Below are 18,736 nucleotides of genomic sequence, written 5' to 3' on the forward strand. Positions count from 1 at the left end.
AGAACAGGCGCTTTGCGGATGTGGGGGGCGGGGCGCCGGGGCGCGCGGGAGGGGCGACGCGAAACGCCCCGCCGGGGGAGGGCCGGCGGGGCGTCGAGGTCGGGGCGCGCCTCCGCCGCGGGGGGCGGAGGCGGGGGTCGCTCTGGATCAGTTGACGGTCTTGGCCTCGAGCTCGGCGGGCTTGCCCTCTCCGCGCGCGATCTCGATGCGGCGCGGACGCAGGGACTCGGGCACCTCGCGGACCAGCTCGATGTGGAGCAGGCCGTTCTCGGAGCGGGCGCTGACCGGGCGCACGTGGTCGGCAAGCTGGAAGCGACGCTCGAAGGCGCGCTCGGCGATGCCGCGGTGCAGGAAGGTCCGCTCGGTCTCCTCGCCGGGCTTGCGGCCCGAAACGACGAGCTGGCCGTCGCGGCTCTCGATCGTCAGGTCCTGCTCGGCGAACCCGGCGACAGCGAGGGTGATCCGGTAGGTCGTCTCGCCCGTCTTCTCGATGTTGTAGGGCGGATAGGCGGGCTGGGTCGTCTCGCCCGCAAGGGCGGCGTCCATCAGGCCGGCGAGCCGGTCGAAGCCGACGGTGGAGCGATAGAGGGGGGCGAAGTCGAAGTTGCGCATGGGGTTCATATCCTCAGCAAAGCGATATGGGCGGTGAGGACCCTCCGAAGGGACGGGTCCCGCGTCTGGCGTCGGCCCCGCGGTGCGGCTGCCGACGATGCGGATCTGGGGTGCGCGAAAGCCGGTTTCAAGACCTCGGGAGAGGGTCTGCGGCGCAGGTCGCGAGGCCCCGCGGAGGCGGGCCGAACGCAGACGGGGCGCCTCCTGGCGGAGGCGCCCCGTGGACGGTCGAGACGACTTTCGGCCGGGCCCGGCGCGCGCCGGGCGGACGCTTATTGCGTCGGCGCGGGGGGCTTGGCCGAGGCGAAGCCGCTGGCGGACTGACGCGAGGCGCCGTTGCCGGCCGGCGCATAGCCGCCCGTGGCGCCGCCGGCGACGCCCGCCGCGCTCATCATCGCGGCCGGGTCGACGCCGCCGGGAACCTGGTGGGTCGGCGTCGGGCCCTGAGCGTTGCGCAGGAAGTCGGGCAGCTGGTTGGGGTCCATGCCGATCGCCGAGGAGCCGGCCATGGCGATGCGCTTGGCCACGCCCAGCGGACCGTCGAGCGCGGCCATGATGCCCGCGCCGGTGTCCTCGATGCTGGTCAGGCCGTTCTGGCCGCTGGTCGAGGCGGCCGGGGCCTTGCCCAGGTCGAACATGCCGAACCCGGCCAGCATCGCCACGCCCGCGCCGGGCATCAGGACGTATTTCCCCAGGGTCTTCAAAAACATTGCAGCGTCCTTCCTTGCAAACTCGCCCGCGGTCGGCGGCGCGGCTCGGTGTCCTTCCGGTTCCGGCCCCGGGGCTCCCGCCCGGGACCCGCTCAGTCCTGCGGCGGCCGGCTGGTCTTCCAGCCACCGGCGCGCGGCGACGGCCCGAGGCCGTCGCTCGTTTCGGGCCGCGCGGCGGCGCGGCGGATCTGCTGGCGGTCCATCGCCCAGCGCAGAAGCGGCAGCGTGTCGGCGGCGGCCGAGGCGTAGCTGAGCCGCCGCCCGCGGGCCGAGATCACGCCCGCCAGGCGCAGCGTCCCGTCCGCGCCGCGCACCAGCACCGGGCTTCCGGAGGAGCCGGGCGCGACCTCGCAGTCCAGCGACGCGACGGGGCCCGAGCGGGTGCGGACGCGGCACGGCTCCTGCAGGGACAGCACGCGGTCGCGCCCCGCCCCGTAGGACAGGAGCGCGACCGCGCCGCCGGGCGGAGGCAGGTCGCCCGGATCGTAGCTGGGGAAGGAGGAGGTCAGCAGCGGCTGATCGAGCTCGACCATCGCCACGTCCGCCGCGATCTCCTCGAAAGCGGCCGAGGGGCCGTTCCAGCGGTAGTTGGGGTGCACGGCATAGCGGCGCACCTGGCGCACCGCCTGCTCGCCGCCGTCGCGTAGTCCGGCGCGGAACCACACCTCGGCCGAGGGGCGCGGGCGGCCCTGCGAGTCGAAGAGACAGTGGGCGGCGGTCAGCGCGTGCGAGGCGTCGAACAGAGTTGCGGTGCAATAGGCCCCGCCCATGTCGAGACGGCCGACGCCCCGATAGGCCTGCTGCTCATGCGCCGCGAGGGCGCGGCGCGGGGCGGTGGAGGGATCCGGGATCTGAGCCGACGCCAGCGCCGGGATCAGCGCAAGGGCGGCGGCCAGCGCGGCGCGGCCGGCCGAAGCGCCCGGGACCCGACGACGGCTTGGGGCGGCGCGCAGGGCGGGGAGGCGGCGGGTCATCGGGCCGCCTCCGCCGCTTCCAGGTCCCGGCGCAGCGTCGGCAGCAGGTCCTGGGGGGCCACCGCAAGGGCCGGGCCCAGCAGCGCGGGCGGCTCGGCCCCCAGCGCCGCCACGATGACGCCTACGAGCTCGGGCCCGTCCACCCCCTCACGGATGAGCGGCGCCCCGGAGATGCCCGGGAGCGCGTCGCAGGTGGTCCGCAGCAGGCGACCCTGCCGCGCAACCACCGCGCAGCCCGACTGGACCGACAGGGCTTCGCCCCGGTCGCGCCCGTAGGAGAAGGCGGACACAGTCGTCCCGGGGGAGACCGCGTTCGCCACCGGGATCGGAGCGGGCGCCCCTTCCGCCCCCTCGCCCACCCGGATCAGCGCCAGATCCCGCGAGGGCGTCGGCGCGTCGAAATAGCCCGCGGCGAGGGCGGCCGAGCGGCCGCGCAGCACCGCGGCGGCCTCGCCCATGCGCCAGCCGGGCAGGAAGGTCAGCCGCTCGGCCCGCCAGGCGACGCCGGTGCGGCGGTTGATCAGACAATGAGCGGCGGTGAGGGCGAGATCGGGGGCGATCAGCGTGGCGGTGCAGTGGCCCTGCCCGCCGATGTTCAGCCGCCCGATCGCGGCGAGGCGCTGCTGCTGAGCCTCGCTCGACAGGGCTCGGGCCTCCGCGGAGGCGGAGGGGACGCCGAGCAGCGCCATGGCCAGGAACGCGGCCAGGAGGCGAAACGCAAGATACATGAAGGCACCATGAATGACTTTGGGTGAGTCGCGCAACCTCTATCGTTCACCCTGCGGTCAGGTTCGCGCGCCGAGCCAGGCGCGCCGGGGTCTCCCGACAGGGATGCCCCGGGCGGAGTTGCAATCGCGTGAACCGCGCGAAGACCGCGCGCCTCGCCGAGCTCGATCACCGTCGATCGGGTCGAGACAGGCGCCGGGGCCGCCAGGCCCCGGGCGGCCGAGGGGGCTCGATGCCCCCGAGGACGCCACCCCTCCCCCCCAGGCGCAAGGCCGCCGCGCAGGAGCGCAGCGCAGACGTCGCTACTCGGCGGCGGCTGGCCGGTCGAGACCGGCGGCCGCCAGCGCCTGGGGGACCGGCCCCCCTGTCGCCCAGTCGAGAAGCTGGGCGGTGTGCACCACCGGGACCCCCGCCCCCTGCCCCAGCTGCATCATGCAGCCGATGTTGCCCGCCGCGATCACCTGCGGGCCCGTCTGCGCGATCGTGGCCAGCTTGCGCGCCTTCAGCTCGCCCGCGATCTCGGGCTGCATCAGGTTGTAGGTCCCTGCCGAGCCGCAGCACAGGTGCGGGTCGCGCGGCTCCTTCACCACGAAGCCCGCCGCCTTGAGCAGGGCCTTTGGCGCCTCCTTCACCTGCTGGCCATGCTGCAGCGAGCAGGCGGAGTGATAGGTGACCCGCAGCGCCGGGGCGTGGGCCTCGCGCAGGCCGATCTCCTCGATCAGCTCCGAGACGTCGCGCGCAAGCCCCGCCACCCGCTTCGCCTCCGCCTCCAGCGGATCGCCCGCGAACATGTGGCCATAGTCCTTCACCGTGGTCCCGCAACCGGAGGTGTTGATGACGATGGCGTCCAGCCCCTCGCCGTCCAGCTCCGCGCTCCAGGCGCGCACGTTGGCCGCGGCCTGGGCGTGGCTGAGGTCGACCTTGCCCATGTGATGGGTCAGGGCGCCGCAGCAGCCCATGCCCTTCGCGATCACCACCTCGCAGCCATGACGGGTCAGCAGGCGGAGGGTGGCCGCGTTGATCTCGGGATCCAGCGCCTTCTGGGCGCAGCCGGTCATCAGCGCCACGCGGCGGGTGCGGACGCCCTGCGCGGGAATCGTCTGCGGCTTGTCGTGCGCCGCGGGCCCCGCGATCCGCGGCGGCGCGAGGTCGACCATCGCCCGCAGGCGCCCGGGCATCAGCCCCCGGAACGGCCGCGCCAGCTTCGCGCCCCTCAGCGCCAGGCGGAAGCGGCCGGGATAGGGCAGGATGCGCGCCAGCAGCCAGCGCAGGGCGCGGTCGGGCAGCGGGCGGCGGTAGGTCTTCTCGATATGCTCGCGGGCGTGGTCGACCAGATGCATGTAGTTCACCCCCGAGGGGCAGGTCGTCATGCAGGCGAGGCAGCTCAGGCAGCGGTCGATGTGGCGCACCGTCTTCTCGTCGGCGGGACGGTCGTTCTCGAGCATCTCCTTGATCAGGTAGATGCGCCCGCGAGGGCTGTCGAGCTCGTCGCCCAGCACCTGGTAGGTCGGACAGGTCGCCGTGCAGAAGCCGCAATGCACGCAGCTGCGCAGGATCCTGTTCGAGCGCGCGGTCAGCGGATCGCGAAGCTGCTCGGGGGAGAAGGTGGTCTGCATCTCAGGCGCTCATCCTTCCGGGGTTCAGCAGGCCGCGCGGGTCGAACTTCGCCCGCAACCCGGCCGAGATCGCGGCGAGCGCGGGGGTCTCGGGCTGGAATGCGCCCGCCGAGGCGCGCAGCGCGGCGGGCGCGCGCACCAGGGTTGCGTGGCCGCGCAGGCGGGCGGCCTCGGCGCGCACGGTCGTCGCGGCGGCGTCGCTCTCCTCGGTCAGCAGCCACACCAGCCCGCCGCCCCAGTCGTATCGCACGCCAAGGTGCGGGACCGCCGCGGCCAGCGCCGGACCGTCGGAGGGGCGCACAGAAATCCGCCACACCGCGCCCGGGCGGTCGGCGAACCCGCGCACGTCGCGCACCTCGGCCCACAGGTCCGCGGCCTCGGACAACACCTCGATCTCGCCCTGCGTCTGCGCCGACAGCAGGTCGCGCAGGCGCCCCGCGCGATAGGCGACCGAGGCCTCGAACCCCTCGATCCGCACCAGCGTGCGGGCGTCGGCGGGGTCGCCGGGATCGGGCAGGTGCGCCGCCCCGGTGACGTCGAAGGGCGAGCCCAACGCCGCGGTCATCGCCGCCACCGCCGCGGCGTCGTCGAGCCCGCGCGCCACCAGCGTGGCGCTCGCCTCGGGCATCGGCAGCACCTTGAAGGCGAGCTCGGTCAGCACGCCCAGCGTGCCGTAGGAGCCGCCCATCAGCTTCACCAGGTCATAGCCGGTGACGTTCTTCATCACCCGCCCGCCGTTCTTCACCACTCGCCCCGCCCCGTCGACGAAGCGCACGCCCAGCATCGCGTCCCGGCAGGCCCCCGCCTGCACCCGGCGGGGCCCCGAAACGTTGCAGGCCGCGACGCCACCGATCGTCGGCTCGCCGCCCGAGCCCAGCAGCGGGCGATGATCCATCGGCTCGAAGGCCAGGCGCTGGTTCTCGGCGGCGAGCGCGGCCTCGATCTCGCTCAGCGGCGTGCCGGCGCCGGCCACCAGCGTCAGCGCGCCGGGCTCATAGAGGGAGATGCCGCGCAGACCGGCGGTCGAGAGCGTCTCGGCCGCCTGCACGGGGCGTCCCAGCCCGCCGCGGGTGCCGCCGCCCCTCACCTCGACAGGGGCGGAGAGGTCGGCGATGGCCTGCCCCAGTTCAAGTTCGCTCGCCGGTTCGATCATCCGCGCGCCCTCCGTCCCGGGCGCCCGCCGGCGGCACGCCGGCGCGCCCGCGGGGCTCCCCCTGCCTGCAGGGGGAGACGGGTCCCGCGGGCGATCCGCTCGCCGCTCGCGCGACGGGGGAGGGACGAGCGCCGGGCGCTGTGGCGCCGGGCCGCGTCGCACATGCGCCGCGCGCTTTCGGGCTGCGCCGCGTCGCTCATGCGCCGCGGGCGGTCTTGCCGGGCCGCGTCGCTCATGCGCCGCGGGCGGTCTTTGCGGGCCGCGTCGCTCATGCGCCGCGGCCGTGGCTCGCGGCCAGGGGAAACACCTTGGCGGGGTTGAGGATCCATCTGGGGTCGAAGACGTCCTTCACCCCCATCTGCGCGTCGAGGTCCACGGGGTCGTACTGGTGCACCATCAGGTCGCGCTTCTCGACGCCCACCCCATGCTCGCCGGTCAGGCAGCCGCCCTGCTCGACGCAGAGCCGCAGGATGTCGGCGCCCAGCGCCTCGGCCTTGCGCAGCTCCTCGGGGTCGTTGGCGTCGAACATGATCAGCGGGTGCAGGTTGCCGTCGCCGGCGTGGAAGACATTGGCCACCCGCAACCCGTAGTCGGCCGCAAGCTGGGTCATCCGCCCCAGCGTCTCGGGCAGGGCCGAGGTCGGAATGGTCCCGTCCATGCACAGGTAGTCGGCCACCTGCCCCGTCGCCCCGAAGGCCGCCTTGCGCCCCGCCCAGATCGCCTTCGACTGGGTCTCGGACGCGCTCTCGCGCAGGGTCGTGGGGTTGTGGGTCTGCGCGATGGCCTTGATCCGGGTCAGCTGCTCGTCGATCTCGGCCGGGCTGCCCTCGACCTCGATGATCAGCAGCGCCTCGGCGTCCATCGGATAGCCCGCGCCCACGAAATTCTCGGTCAGGTGGATGATCGGCTTGTCCATGAACTCGATCGCCACCGGCAACACGCCCGCGCGGATGATGTCCGAGACGCACGCCCCCGCCGTCACCGCCGAGTCGTAGGCCACCAGGATCGGCCGCGCCCCCTCGGGTTTGGGCAGGATGCGCAGGGTCGCCTCGGTCACCACGCCCAGTTGCCCCTCCGAGCCGCAGATCACCCCCAGCAGGTCGTAGCCGGCGGCGTCCATCGCCGCGCTCCCGATCTCGACGATCTCGCCGTCGGCCATCACCATGGTGACGCCCAGCAGGTTGTTCGTCGTCACCCCGTATTTCAGGCAATGCGCCCCGCCGGAGTTCATCGCGATGTTCCCCGCAATCGCGCAGGCGAGCTGGCTCGAGGGATCGGGCGCATAGAAGAACCCGTCCGCCTCCACCGCTCCGGTGACCGAAAGGTTGGTCCGCCCGCTCTGCACCCGCACATAGCGGTCGGCGTAGTTGGTCTCGAGCACCGCGTTCAGCCGCGCCACCCCCAGCACCACCGCATCCGCCGTGGGCAGCGCGCCTCCCGCGAGCCCGGTGCCCGAGCCGCGCGGGATCACCGGCGCGCCCTCGTCATGGCAGATGCGCATCACGGCCGCGACCTCCTGCGTCGTGCGCGGCAGGGCCACGGCCAGCGGCGGGCAGGAATAGACGGTCAGCGCGTCGCAGTCGTAGGCGAGCAGCTCGCGCGGGTCGCTGACCAGCCCGTCCGCGGGCAAGGCGGCGGCGAGCCGCGCGACGATGGCCTTGCGGCGGCCGAGAATCCCGGCGTCGGGCTGGGGCATCTGCATGGCGGTCCTCCCTGCGGAGCGCCGGTCGGGAAGCCTTCCGGCCGACCCTGCGCCCGCCCGGCGACCTTGCCGCCGCACGCGCCGTTTGCCAAGCCGCGCGCGGCAGGGATCGGAGCGCGATCCCGCAGGATGGAAGCGGCGACGCCAGCCGGCCGTCGTGCGGGACCTCGCCCGCGCTCGTCCCTGAAAGGCCTGGGGCGGCGCTCAGGATCGGGGCGGTCGACTGCGATACTCGGGCAGCCGCCAGCCGAAACGCAGGGAGCCGGCCCGCAGTCCGAAGGCGACCAGACCGCAGACGAGCGAGGCCGCCGCCGTCCCCGCCCCCAGCTCCAGCGCCGCGGCCCCGGCGGCGGCCCCCGCGGCGGCGGCGGTGACGTAGAGCTCTCCGCGGCGCAGCACCATGGGCTGCTCGTTGCAGACCACGTCGCGCAGGATGCCGCCGAGGCAGCCGGTCATCACGCCCATGATCACGGTGACCGTGGGGCCCGCCCCCTCCCACTGGGCGGCGGTGATCCCCGCGCCGACAGCCGCCGCCAGCGCCACCGCGTCGATCCACTCGAGCGTCCGGCGACGCGATTCCAGCCGCGGCGCCCAGGCAAAGCAGATCAACCCCGCGGCGAGCGCCACGAGGATATAGGCGGGCGCCCCGACCCAGAACACCGGCTGTCGGTCCAGGATCACGTCGCGCGCGGTGCCCCCGCCCACCGCGGTCAGCACGGCGAGGAACAGGAACCCCACGGGATCGAGCTGCGCCCGGCTCGCCGCCAGCCCCCCGGTCAGGCCGAAGACGAAGACGGAGGCGAAGTCGAGGGCCTGGGCGGTGGTCATGGCGGGCTCCTTGGCTGGCGCGCGCGAAGGATGCGCGGGGGTCCGCCCCGCGACAAGCTCTGTCGGGGAGGCCGCGCGCCCGCCCGGCCGACCGGCGCCGGCGGCAGGCGGTCCGCGGAGCGGCGGCCGCGGATCGGACCAGGGGGCGGAGGGCCGCCGCATCCCGCGCGGCGCGGCTTGGAATGGGCGCGCGGGGGCGCCATCGTGGGCGCCAGGCCCGGCGCGCGGCGCGAGGGCGCGAGGAGGGCTGGATGGAGACGACGCACGAGCTGCTGCCGCGGTTCTTCGGATGGGCCGATCTCTCGGCCTTCGCGCTGTTCATGCTGGCCTGGGGCGGGATGACCTGGCTGGTCGAGAACCCGCCGGCGGGGCGGCCCTCGGTGCACACGATCATGGCCGCGCACCGGCTGACCTGGATGCAGGCGATGCTCAGCCGAGAGCCGCGGATCATGGACGCCTCGCTGTTGAACTCGCTGCGCTCGGGCTGCGCGTTCTTCGCCTCGGGCTGCATGATCGCCATCGGCGGCGTGGTCGCGCTGCTGGGCCAGGCGGAGCGGCTGGCCACCGTCGCCCACGACCTGCGCCTGGACACCGCGATGACCCGCGCGGGGTGGGAGGCCAAGCTGCTGGTGCTGGCGCTGGTGCTGGTCTCGGCCTTCATGAAGTTCGTCTGGGCGCACCGGCTGTTCGGCTATTGCGCGGTGCTGATGGGCGCCATCGGGCGCGAGGCCGAGGACGCCGCCAACCAGTCGCTGGCGCGCAAGGCCGCGGCGATCAACGTCAACGCCGCGCGCAACTTCAACCGCGGAATGCGCACCACCTACTTCTCGCTGGCGCTGCTGACCTGGCTGCTGGGCCCGGTCCCGCTGGCGCTGGCGACCCTCGCCACGGCCCTGACCCTCTACCGGCGGGAATTCCGCTCCGCCTCCCGCGACGCGCTGCTGGCGACCGACGAGCCGCCCGTGCCCGACAGCTGAGCGATCCGCGAGGGCGGAGGGGGAGGGCGCCGTCGGTGTCCCCGTCCGGGCGCGCCTTCCAAGCCGTCCGCCTGACGCTCGCTCGAGCGCGGCGCCGACGCGCCGTTCGGGCCAAAGCGCCAGGCGCCGCCAGGGGCGCCCGCGACCCTGCAAGGCCGTGGCGCGGCTCGGGTCCCCGCCCGACCCCCGCCCCGGGAGACGGCGCCCCCGGGCGACGCCGCCCGCGCCGCGCCGCGATCGACCGGCCGGCAACGGGCGCAACGCCGGACGCGGCGCCCCCGTCCGGGGGCGCGCCGCTCAGAGCATCTCGCCCAGCCCCGCGTCCCGCGCCCAGCCCGCCAGCCCCCCGCGCAGGTTCACGTCGCCGCGCGCGATCCCCGCGTCGATCACGCCGCGCGCCTCGCGCAGGTCGGCCGAGCGCAGCAGGCGCTTGACCGGCCCGATCGAGGCCGGGCGCATCGACAAGGTGCGCAGGCCCATCGCCGAGAGCGCCAGCGCCTCAAGCGGGCGGCCCGAGTCCTCGCCGCAGTAGCTCAGCGGCGTGCCGTGGCCGTCGCAACGCTGCACGATCAGCTCGATGAAGCGCAGGTAGGAGGCGTTGAACATGTCGTAGCGCTTGCGCACCCGCTCGTTCTCGCGGTCCGCGGCGAAGAAGAACTGCTTGAGGTCGTTGCCGCCGATCGAGATGAAATCGGCCTCGCGGAAGAACCGGTCGGGGGCGAAGGCCAGGCTCGGCGTCTCCAGCATCGCGCCGATCTCCAGGCGATGGGGCGCGGGCCAGCCGTTGCGGATGTGCCGCTCGAGCTGCTCGAGGACCATGTCGCGGGCCTGGGTGAATTCGGTGGCCTGGGTGACCATCGGGAACATGATCGCAAACGGCCGCCCGGCCGCGCCGCGCAACAGGCTCTGCACCTGCATCTTCAGTATATTGGGCCGGTCGAGCGAGATCCGGATCGCCCGCCAGCCCAGCGCCGGGTTCGGCTCGTCCTGCTTCTTCATGTAGGGCAGGACCTTGTCCGACCCGATGTCGAGCGTGCGGAACACGACCCGCTTGCCGCGCGCATGCGACAGCACCCGGTCGTAGAGCGCGGCCTGCTCGCCGCGCATCGGCACCCGCGCGCGGATCAGGAACTGCAGCTCGGTGCGATAGAGGCCCACGCCCTCTGCCCCCGAGCCCTCCAGCGAGGGCAGGTCCGTCAGCAGGCCCGCGTTCATGTGCAGGCCCACGTTGACCCCGTCGAGCGTCGTCGCCGGCTCGTCGCGCAGCGCCCGCCAGGCCTCGGCGGCCTGGGCGCGCATGTCGAGCTTCTCGCGGAAGGCGCCCAGCACGGTCTCGTCGGGGCGCAGGTGCACCGCGCCGACGTCGCCGTCGACCAGGATCCGGTCGCCGTTGCGCGCCTCGAGCGTGATGCGCCCGGCCTGGATCACCAGCGGGATCGCCAGCGCGCGGGCCACGATGGCGGCGTGCGAGCCGATGGCCCCCTCCTGGAGCACCACGCCCTTGAGATGGGCGCCGTAGTCCAGCAGCTCCCCCGGCCCGATGTTGCGCGAGACCAGCACCGCGTTCTCGGGCACCACGCGCGGGCCGCGGTCGCCCTGCAGGTGGCGCAGCAGGCGGTTGCCGAGGTCGTCGAGGTCGTGGGCCCGCTCGCGCAGATAAGGATCGGCGATGCGCGAGAGGCGCACGCGCACGGCGGTCTGCTCGCGCTCGACCGCCACCTCGGCGGCGAGGCCCGACTCCACCGAGGCCAGCATCCGCTTCAGCCAGCCCTTGTCGTGGGCGAACATCCGGTAGGCCTCGAGCACGTCGCGATGCTCGCCCGTGCCGCCCAGCAGGTCGCCCGAGAGCATGCCGTCGACCTCGCCCCGCAGGGACTCGATGGCCTCGAGCAGGCGGCGACGCTCTTCCTCGACGTCCTCGGCGACGGGGTTGGCCATCGCCTCGCGCGGCTCGTGCAGGTGCACCACGCCCTCGGCCGCGCCCTCCTGGGCCGAGAGGCCCCGGGCGTAGAACGGGCGAACATGGGCGCCGGCAAGCTCGGCGTCGCCCTCGCCAAGGAAGGCGCCCAGCTCGGTCATCTCGGCGAGCAGCATCGCCACGACCTCGAGGCCGTGAACGTCGTCCTCGGAGTAGTCGCGCGCGTCGCGGTTCTGCACCACGAGCACGCCCATCACCTCGCCCAGGCGCTGGATCGGGACGCCGAGGAAGGCGTTGAACACCTCCTCGTCGGTGCCCGGGATATACTGGAAGCCGCGGGTCTTCTGGGCGTCGGCGGTGTTGATCGGCTCGGACTTCAGCGCGATCTGGCCGACCAGGCCCTGGCCGACGCGCAGTCGGGCGTTGTGCACGGCGGCGGGGTTGAGGCCCTCGGTCGCGCAGAGCTCCAGCATGCGGTCGCCCCGGCGCAGGTAGATCGAGCAGACCTCGGCGTTCATCGAGCGCGAGATCAGCGTCACGATATGGTCGAGGCGCTGCTGGCCGTCGCCGGCCTCGGCCATCACGCCCGCCAGCCGCCGAAGCAGGAGGCGCGACCCGCCGCCCGTATCGATGCTGCCCGCCTGGTTCATGGCCGTGGTTCCGTCCCTCGCGCGCGCCCGGCGGCGCGACGTCGCGCGGCCCGGCCCTCCCTGTCTAGCACGGCGCCCGGCCGGGCCACGACCCCTCGCGAGCCGAGGAGACGCGACATCGTCCGGAGGGGCCGGCTCGCGGTCGCCTGCACCCGGCCCCTCCCGGCCGGAAACGGGCTCAGTCCTTGTCCCGGCCGGAGGCGGGCTCAGTCCTTGTCCCGGCCGGAGGCGGGCTCAGTCCTTGTCGAGCTCGAAGGCCTCGTGGAGCGCCTGCACGGCCAGCTCCATGTACTTGCGGTCGACCAGAACCGAGATCTTGATCTCGGAGGTGGCCACGACCTTGAGGTTGACGCCCTCGCGGGCCAGCGCCTCGAACATCTTCTTGGCCACGCCCGCGTGGGAGCGCATGCCGATGCCCACCACCGAGACCTTGGAGACGTCGGTGTCCGCGATCAGCTCGCGGAACTTCAGCGCGCCCGAGGTCTGGGCCGCCTCCAGCGCCGCGCGCGCCTTGGCGATGTCCTCGGTGGGCAGCGAGCAGGTCATGTCGGTCAGCCCGTCGGCCGAAATGTTCTGCACGATCATGTCGACGTTGATGCCGGCCTCGGCCAGCGGGCCGAAGATGGCCGCGGCGACGCCGGGGCGGTCCTCGACGCCGGCCACCGTCACCTTGGCCTCGTCGCGCGAGAAGGCGATGCCGCTGACGATCCTGGATTCCATGATTTCCTCCTCGTCGCAGACGAGCGTGCCGGGGGCGTCGTTGAAGCTGGACCGCACCATCAGGCGGACCTTGTAGCGCAGCGCCAGCTCGACCGAGCGGGTCTGCAGGACCTTGGCGCCCAGGCTCGCAAGCTCGAGCATCTCCTCGTAGGCGATGCGGTCGAGCTTGCGCGCCTTGCGCTCGACGCGGGGGTCGGTGGTGTAGACCCCGTCCACGTCGGTGTAGATGTCGCAGCGCTCGGCCCCCAGCGCGGCCGCGAAGGCCACCGCGGAGGTGTCCGAGCCGCCCCGCCCGAGCGTCGAGATGCGCCCGTCCGGCCCGATCCCCTGGAAGCCCGCGATCACCGCGTGCAGCCCCTCGGCGAACTTCTGGTCGAGCCTGGTGGTGTCGATCTCCTCGATCCGCGCCGCCCCGTGGGCGCCGGAGGTGCGCAGCGGCACCTGCCAGCCCTGCCAGGAGCGCGCGGGCACGCCCATCTCCTGCAGGACCAGCGCCATGAGGCCCGAGGTCACCTGCTCTCCGCTCGCCACGACGGCATCGTATTCGCGGGCGTCGTAGAAGCCGGGGCCGTTGGAGCCGGGGGGGTTGGCGGTCTCGCGCACCCAGCCGACCAGCTCGTTGGTCTTGCCGGACATGGCCGAGACGACGACGGCGACCTCGTAGCCGGCCTCGACCTCGCGTTTCACCTTGGCCGCGGCCGCGCGGATGCGGTCGAGGTCGGCGACGGAGGTGCCGCCGAATTTCATCACGAGCCTGGGCATGGGCGCCGGTCACCCCCCTCGAAGGGACGTCTGGATTGGTCGGGCGCCTCATACGGGAGGGCGCGGGCGCGTGCAAGGCGCGACGCGGGGCCTGAGGGCCTGCGGGCCTGCGGGCCTCGGAGCTTGCGGCTTGCGGGCGGGATCGCCGGCGGCGGGGGCGCCGCGTCGACGGGCGCGCCCGTGGCCTCGGGCTGGCCCGCGGCGCAGGGCGGGCGGGGCGCCCTGTCCGCCCTGGGACGCAGGTCGCGGGATCGGGCGGGCCGTCTGCGTGCGGATCTCGGGCGGGCGCTCGGCCGCGCGCATTGCGACACGGGAGGGACGTGACCGCGCGGCCGGCACCGTCAACCTTTGATAAACCATCGTGGCGCAGAGTGCTTTACGTCATCTTCACTCGTCGGGAGGTCGCCGATGCGCGCCCTGTCCTCCGCCGCTTCGCTCGACCGCCCCTGGCGGCGCGACCGCCCAGGCTATGCGCTCGCCGAGCGCGCGCCGGTTCCGGCGGGGGCGGAAGGGGCGCCGGCTGGTCCGCTCGACGCCCAGGCGCAGGGCGGGAGCGAGCCCCGTCTCGAGTCGCTGCTGGCCCGCGCCCGCGCCCGGATGGAGCGCCTGCTGGCCGAAGGCGGCGAGGCTCGCGCCGCGGCCGCCCACGACGATCGCGCCATCTCCGACCTGCCGGACGGCGGCGCGCCTGCGGGATCTCCTGCGCCCGGGTCGCACAGGCCTGCCGATGCGCTGCGCGAGCGCGGGACCCAGCCGCCATCCGCAACGCGGCCCGAACCGGGGGCGCGCTCCGCTCCGGGGACCGGGCTGGGCTGGACCTACGCAGCCGATGCGGGCGACGGCATCCGCGCGAGCGCCTGGAGCGACCGGCTGGCCCGCGCCCGCGCGCGCGCCGCCGCCGCCGGCGCATCCCCCGACGCGGGCGCACTCGGGCGCGCCGACGCCGGCGCTTCCGGCGGCGCACCCGGGAACGCCGGGACCGGCGCCCATGGCCGCGAAGGCGCAAGCGCGGCTGGAGACCCTCGCGCAGGCGCTCAGGGCTCGCGATCGCCGGGTCCGATCAGGCTCGCCGCCCGGGTGGCCGCAGTGGTCATCGGCCCCGACTTCGGCGACGACGTGTTTGACGTGTCGCCCGGCCAGTCGCTGGCCTTCGCCTTCGCCGCGCCGCCCGCCGCCGGCCTTGCAGCGGTCGAGATCGCGGCGGACGGGGACGCGATGCGGCTCGCGCTCGCCGGCGGTCCGACGCTTCGCTTGCGGGGGCTCGATCTCTCGGGACGGGTGACGCTGAGCATGGGCGAGGAGGAGATCGTGCTCTCCCCCGGCGCCCGCCCCCTCGCGATCGACGCGCGCATCTGAGGGCCGCCGGCCGGAACGCTGCGGGGGCTGGACCCGCGCCCTGGCAGGGCTCGGCCCGCCCCCGCGCTCCCGAGGCGCGGGGTTCGACGCATAGGCGTCGCGGCCGGTCGCGTCGGGGCGGCGCGCGCCCCGCCTGCCAGAGACGCGACCTCCCGGCAGACGCCGGCGCGCCGTCGGGGTCGCGCGCCCGGGCAACGCGGCGCCCCGCCCGCCGCGCGCCGCCGGCCTGACAGAACCCGCCGGCGCGCGGCCCGACGCGGCGCCTCCGGCCTCAGCCCAGGCGCTTGATCAGGGAGGAGGTGTCCCAGCGCCCGCCGCCCATCTGCTGGACCTGGGCGTAGAACTGGTCGACCAGCGCCGCCACCGGCAGCGAGGCGCCGTTCTGGCGCGCCTCGTCCAGGCAGATCCCGAGGTCCTTGCGCATCCAGTCCACCGCGAAACCGAAGTCGAACTGGTCGGCCAGCATCGTCTTGTGGCGGTTCTCCATCTGCCACGAGCCCGCCGCGCCCTTGGAGATCACGTCGACCACCGCCTCACCGTCGAGCCCGGCCTTCTGCGCGAAGGCCAGCCCCTCGGACAGCCCCTGCACCAGGCCCGCGATGCAGATCTGATTGACCATCTTGGTCAGCTGGCCCGCGCCCGAGGGCCCCAGCAGGCGGCAGGAGCGGGCGAAGCAGCCGATCACCGGCTCGGCCTTGGCGTAGGCCGCCTCGTCGCCGCCGCACATCACCGTCAGCACGCCGTTCTCGGCGCCCGCCTGTCCGCCGGAGACGGGGGCGTCGATGAAATCGGCGCCATGCTCGGCGGCCGCCGCGTGCAGCTCGCGCGCCACGCCGGCCGAGGCGGTGGTGTTGTCGACAAAGACCGCGCCCGCGTGCAGGCCCTCGAAGGCGCCGCCGGGGCCGGTGGTCACCTGGCGCAGGTCGTCATCGTTGCCCACGCAGGCGAAGACGAATTCGGCGCCCTCGGCCGCGCCCGCGGGGCTGGCGGCCATCTTGCCGCCGTGGGTCTCGACCCACTTCTCGGCCTTGGCGTGGGTGCGGTTCCACACCGTCACCTCATGCCCCTTGGCCTGCAGGTGGCCGGCCATGGGGAAGCCCATCACCCCCAGTCCGATGAACGCGCATTTGGCCATGGGAGTCCCTCCGTGCCTGAATTCGACGCGGGTCCTCGCCGCAGCGGCGCCCGCCCTGAGGGCTGGAAACTGTCCGCCGGGGATGGTCAGGTCAAGCCGCCGGGGAATCGGCCCCTCCGCAGCCGCGCCCGGCGCCGGCGGAGGCGGGCTGCGACCGGCGGCTCTGACACCAGCGCAGGACGGCGGATTGGCCCAGCTCTTCAAATGGCTTTCGCGACTGTTCGGCGTCATGGCGGCCCTGGCGCTGGGGGCGCTGGCGCTGGCCTGGGTGCTGGTTTCGGGCTCGATCCCCGACTACGACCGCGATTTCCAGGCGCCGGGCCTCAACGCCCGCGTCGACATCCTGCGCGACCTGCACGCCGTCCCCCACATCCGCGGAGAGACCGAGGCCGACGTCTTCTACGGCCTCGGCTTCGCCCACGCCCAGGACCGGCTTTGGCAGATGGAGACCTCGCGCCGCGCCGCGCAAGGGAGGCTGTCGGAGCTGTTCGGCGAGCGCACCCTGCCCGTGGACGCGATGATGCGGGCGCTGGACCTCTACGGCCTCGCCCGCCGCGCGCTGGAGCACCAGACCCCCGAGGCCCGCGCCGCGCTCGAGGCCTATGCCGACGGGGTGAACGCCTATATCCGCGCCGTGGGGCGGGAGGCGCTGGGGCGCGGGGCGCCTGAGTTCTACCTGTTCTCGTCGGCCATCGCGCCGTGGACGCCGGCCGACAGCCTCTCGATCGCCAAGCTGGTGGCGCTGCGGCTGACCGACCAGGCCGCCGTCGACGTGCGCCGCGCGGCCCTGTCGCTGCTGCTGCCCGGCGCGCGGCTGAAGGACATCCTGCCCGACTATCCCGAGGGGGCCGAGATCGAGCCCCTCAAGCAGGCCGCGGGCGCGCCCCTGCCCGGCGCGGCGAGCTTCGCGGCCCAGCTGCCCGAGGCCCGCTTCCCCGCCCCCCTGGGGCCGCGTGGTCCCCAGACGCTGTCGCCGCCGGGCGAGGGCGGGGCCTCGAACGCCTGGGCTCTGGGCCCCTCGCGCACCGCGGCCGAGGCGCCGGTGCTGGCCAACGACCCGCACCTGTGGTTCTCGGCCCCCTCGCTGTGGCACCTCGCCCGGCTCGAGCTGCCCTCGGGCGGGGTGATCGGGGCCACCGTGCCGGGGATGCCGCTGGTGCTGATCGGGCGCAACGCCGACCTCGCCTGGGGTCTGACCGCGGCCTATGTCGACGATGCCGACGTCTACATCGAGAAGCTTGATCCCGACGACGAGGGCCGCTACCTGACCCCCGACGGCTCGGAGCCCTTCCGCGAGCGGCTGGAGTGGATCGGCCTCGCCGACGGCGGCCGGGTCGAGACGCGGCTGCGCTGGACCCGCCACGGCCCGGTCCTGCCCCCCGCCCAGATGGGCGTGGGCGACGTGACGCCGGCGGGGCATGTGGCCGCGCTGAGCTGGACCGCGCTCGCGGTCGAGGACACCACCTTCTCGGCCGGCTTCGCGCTGATGCGCGCCCGCTCGATCGACGCGGCGCGCGAGGCGATGCGCCCCCATGTCGCCCCGGCGCTCAACATCACCGTGGCCGACCGCGAGGACGTGGGCATGTTCGTCGCCGGCCGCGCCCCCCTGCGCAACCCCTGGAGCCCCAGCCAGGGCCGCCTGCCCGCCCCGGGCTGGATCGCGGCCAACGACTGGCAGGGCTACGTCCCCTACGACGAGATGCCCGCCGTCATGCGGCCCGAGAGCGGGGCGGTCGCCAACGCCAACAACCGCACCGCCGGGGCCGAGTATCCCCGCCACCTCAGTTTCCACTGGGGCGACCCCTACCGGATGCGCCGCCTGCGCAAGCAGCTTGCGGCCCGCGAGTTCCACAGCCTCGACAGCGCCGTGGCCCTGCAGAACGACGCGGTCTCCGAGATGGCGCGCGCGGTGCTGCCGCTGATCGCCTCGGACCTGTGGTGGACCGGCGCGGCCGCCCCCGAGGACCCCGTCGAGGCCCGCCGCCAGCAGGCCCTCGAGATGCTGGGCGACTGGAACGGCGAGATGTCCGAGCACGCGCCCGAACCGCTGATATTCTCGGAGTGGATGCGCCGCCTGACCGTGCGCCTGGCCGAGGACGAGCTGGGCCCCGCGATCGCCCGCGTCGAGGGCCCGCTCCCGGAGTTCGTCGAGCGGGTGTTCCGCAACGTCGAGGGCGCGGCGATCTGGTGCGACATCGACAAGACCAGCCGCGTCGAGACCTGCCCCGAGATCGCGGCGCTGGCGCTCGACGACGCCCTGAACACGCTGTCGGAACGCTATGGCTCGGACCCCCGCGGCTGGCGCTGGGGGGAGGCGCACGAGGCGCGGATGGACCATGAGGTGTTGGGCGGCTTCGGCCTGCTGGGCCTGGTGGTCAACGTGCGCCACGAGGTCTCGGGCGGGGACTTCACCCTGATGCGGACCGCCTCGGTCGGGCGGGGCGAAGAGCCCTATGTCAGCCGATTCGGCGCCGGTTTCCGCATGGCGGTGGACTTCGCCGACCCCGACGGCTCGGTTTTCGTGATCGCCACCGGAGAATCCGGTCATCCGCTGTCGCGTTTCTACGACGACCTGACCGAGCTCTGGCGACGTGGCGACGGAATCCGCATGTCTCTGGATTTTCAGGATGCGGAGGCCGGATCGGTCGGCCTGACCCGCCTGATGCCCCCCGAAAACGCCGCGGCGGAAGGGGGCGAGTAGGGGGGCCGCGCCGCTCACGATCGTGCGCGGCCCCTTGTGTCAGAGGCGATCAGCGCAGATATTGTGTTTTGTCCGCGGTCCGAACGCGGCCGGATCCCCCTCGGCGGCGGCGCAGCACCCCCCCCAAGGAACCCCGCGCCATCGTCACCGGTCGCAAGCGTTTCCCCACACTACGGGCCGCGGACACCCCCTCCCC

The 18,736-nt window shown here is 74.1% G+C and carries 14 protein-coding genes; 3 read left to right on the forward strand and 11 right to left on the reverse strand.

The genetic code is table 11. From position 1 onward, the window contains the following. Nucleotides 1–147: 147 nt before the first annotated feature. The 8 genes from AAC134_RS17125 to AAC134_RS17160 form a co-directional block, all read right to left on the reverse strand. Nucleotides 148–612 carry an Hsp20 family protein gene (locus tag AAC134_RS17125; protein ID WP_339950339.1) on the reverse strand — a complete coding sequence of 155 codons (465 nt, stop codon included), beginning with the start codon at nucleotides 610–612 and terminating at the stop codon, nucleotides 148–150. Between the two features lie 272 nt (nucleotides 613–884). After that, nucleotides 885–1,322 carry a hypothetical protein gene (locus AAC134_RS17130; protein WP_339950340.1) on the reverse strand — a complete coding sequence of 146 codons (438 nt, stop codon included), beginning with the start codon at nucleotides 1,320–1,322 and terminating at the stop codon, nucleotides 885–887. 92 nt (nucleotides 1,323–1,414) lie between these two features. Next, nucleotides 1,415–2,296, reverse strand: a complete 882-nt coding sequence (locus AAC134_RS17135; RefSeq protein ID WP_339950341.1) for a trypsin-like peptidase domain-containing protein — start codon at nucleotides 2,294–2,296, stop codon at nucleotides 1,415–1,417. Next, on the reverse strand, nucleotides 2,293–3,024 hold the full coding sequence (locus tag AAC134_RS17140; RefSeq protein WP_339950342.1) for a trypsin-like peptidase domain-containing protein: 732 nt from the start codon (nucleotides 3,022–3,024) through the stop codon (nucleotides 2,293–2,295). The genes AAC134_RS17135 and AAC134_RS17140 overlap by 4 nt, the downstream gene beginning before the upstream one ends. Before the next feature lie 300 nt (nucleotides 3,025–3,324). Continuing rightward, nucleotides 3,325–4,638, reverse strand: coding sequence for a glycolate oxidase subunit GlcF (gene glcF / locus AAC134_RS17145; protein WP_339950343.1), 1,314 nt, complete (start codon nucleotides 4,636–4,638; stop codon nucleotides 3,325–3,327). 1 nt (nucleotide 4,639) lies between these two features. Further along, nucleotides 4,640–5,788: an FAD-binding protein gene (locus AAC134_RS17150; protein WP_339950369.1), complete on the reverse strand. Its 1,149-nt coding sequence runs from the start codon at nucleotides 5,786–5,788 to the stop codon at nucleotides 4,640–4,642. Nucleotides 5,789–6,059: 271 nt separating this feature from the next. Beyond that, entirely contained in the window at nucleotides 6,060–7,493 is a 1,434-nt protein-coding gene (locus tag AAC134_RS17155; RefSeq protein ID WP_339950344.1) for an FAD-linked oxidase C-terminal domain-containing protein, read from the reverse strand. 204 nt (nucleotides 7,494–7,697) lie between these two features. Further along, on the reverse strand, nucleotides 7,698–8,321 hold the full coding sequence (locus tag AAC134_RS17160; protein WP_339950345.1) for a trimeric intracellular cation channel family protein: 624 nt from the start codon (nucleotides 8,319–8,321) through the stop codon (nucleotides 7,698–7,700). A gap of 251 nt (nucleotides 8,322–8,572) precedes the next feature. Between AAC134_RS17160 and AAC134_RS17165 the strand changes: the two genes are divergently transcribed. Next, nucleotides 8,573–9,298 carry a DUF599 domain-containing protein gene (locus tag AAC134_RS17165; protein WP_339950346.1) on the forward strand — a complete coding sequence of 242 codons (726 nt, stop codon included), beginning with the start codon at nucleotides 8,573–8,575 and terminating at the stop codon, nucleotides 9,296–9,298. 297 nt (nucleotides 9,299–9,595) lie between these two features. Here AAC134_RS17165 and ptsP read toward each other — a convergent pair whose 3' ends face one another. Together ptsP and AAC134_RS17175 are read right to left on the reverse strand one after the other, a co-directional pair. Continuing rightward, nucleotides 9,596–11,866, reverse strand: a complete 2,271-nt coding sequence (ptsP, locus tag AAC134_RS17170) for a phosphoenolpyruvate--protein phosphotransferase (RefSeq protein WP_339950347.1) — start codon at nucleotides 11,864–11,866, stop codon at nucleotides 9,596–9,598. Nucleotides 11,867–12,100: 234 nt separating this feature from the next. Continuing rightward, nucleotides 12,101–13,348 (reverse strand): aspartate kinase, encoded by a 1,248-nt coding sequence (locus AAC134_RS17175; protein WP_339950348.1) that lies wholly within the window; start codon nucleotides 13,346–13,348, stop codon nucleotides 12,101–12,103. A gap of 408 nt (nucleotides 13,349–13,756) precedes the next feature. On the opposite strand from AAC134_RS17175, the gene AAC134_RS17180 reads away from it, so the two are divergent. After that, nucleotides 13,757–14,704: a hypothetical protein gene (locus AAC134_RS17180; RefSeq protein ID WP_339950349.1), complete on the forward strand. Its 948-nt coding sequence runs from the start codon at nucleotides 13,757–13,759 to the stop codon at nucleotides 14,702–14,704. A gap of 271 nt (nucleotides 14,705–14,975) precedes the next feature. Here the strand turns inward: AAC134_RS17180 and AAC134_RS17185 are convergent, their stop codons facing one another. After that, complete coding sequence (locus AAC134_RS17185) at nucleotides 14,976–15,839, reverse strand: NAD(P)-dependent oxidoreductase (RefSeq protein ID WP_339950350.1); 864 nt, start codon at nucleotides 15,837–15,839, stop codon at nucleotides 14,976–14,978. Between the two features lie 187 nt (nucleotides 15,840–16,026). On the opposite strand from AAC134_RS17185, the gene AAC134_RS17190 reads away from it, so the two are divergent. Continuing rightward, nucleotides 16,027–18,540 carry a penicillin acylase family protein gene (locus AAC134_RS17190; protein WP_339950351.1) on the forward strand — a complete coding sequence of 838 codons (2,514 nt, stop codon included), beginning with the start codon at nucleotides 16,027–16,029 and terminating at the stop codon, nucleotides 18,538–18,540. Nucleotides 18,541–18,736 lie beyond the last annotated feature (196 nt).

Origin of the sequence: uncultured Albimonas sp., assembly GCF_963977235.1 — a bacterium.
Lineage (GTDB): Bacteria > Pseudomonadota > Alphaproteobacteria > Rhodobacterales > Rhodobacteraceae > Albimonas.

Coding starts and splice junctions, on each gene's coding strand:
- AAC134_RS17175 (WP_339950348.1), bottom strand. CDS start 13,348: ATGCCCAGGCTCGTGATGAAATTCGGCGGCACCTCCGTCGCCGACCTC.
- AAC134_RS17135 (WP_339950341.1), bottom strand. CDS start 2,296: ATGACCCGCCGCCTCCCCGCCCTGCGCGCCGCCCCAAGCCGTCGTCGG.
- AAC134_RS17125 (WP_339950339.1), bottom strand. CDS start 612: ATGCGCAACTTCGACTTCGCCCCCCTCTATCGCTCCACCGTCGGCTTC.
- AAC134_RS17165 (WP_339950346.1), top strand. CDS start 8,573: ATGGAGACGACGCACGAGCTGCTGCCGCGGTTCTTCGGATGGGCCGAT.
- ptsP (WP_339950347.1), bottom strand. CDS start 11,866: ATGAACCAGGCGGGCAGCATCGATACGGGCGGCGGGTCGCGCCTCCTG.
- AAC134_RS17130 (WP_339950340.1), bottom strand. CDS start 1,322: ATGTTTTTGAAGACCCTGGGGAAATACGTCCTGATGCCCGGCGCGGGC.
- AAC134_RS17185 (WP_339950350.1), bottom strand. CDS start 15,839: ATGGCCAAATGCGCGTTCATCGGACTGGGGGTGATGGGCTTCCCCATG.
- glcF (WP_339950343.1), bottom strand. CDS start 4,638: ATGCAGACCACCTTCTCCCCCGAGCAGCTTCGCGATCCGCTGACCGCG.
- AAC134_RS17180 (WP_339950349.1), top strand. CDS start 13,757: ATGCGCGCCCTGTCCTCCGCCGCTTCGCTCGACCGCCCCTGGCGGCGC.
- AAC134_RS17160 (WP_339950345.1), bottom strand. CDS start 8,321: ATGACCACCGCCCAGGCCCTCGACTTCGCCTCCGTCTTCGTCTTCGGC.
- AAC134_RS17155 (WP_339950344.1), bottom strand. CDS start 7,493: ATGCAGATGCCCCAGCCCGACGCCGGGATTCTCGGCCGCCGCAAGGCC.
- AAC134_RS17140 (WP_339950342.1), bottom strand. CDS start 3,024: ATGTATCTTGCGTTTCGCCTCCTGGCCGCGTTCCTGGCCATGGCGCTG.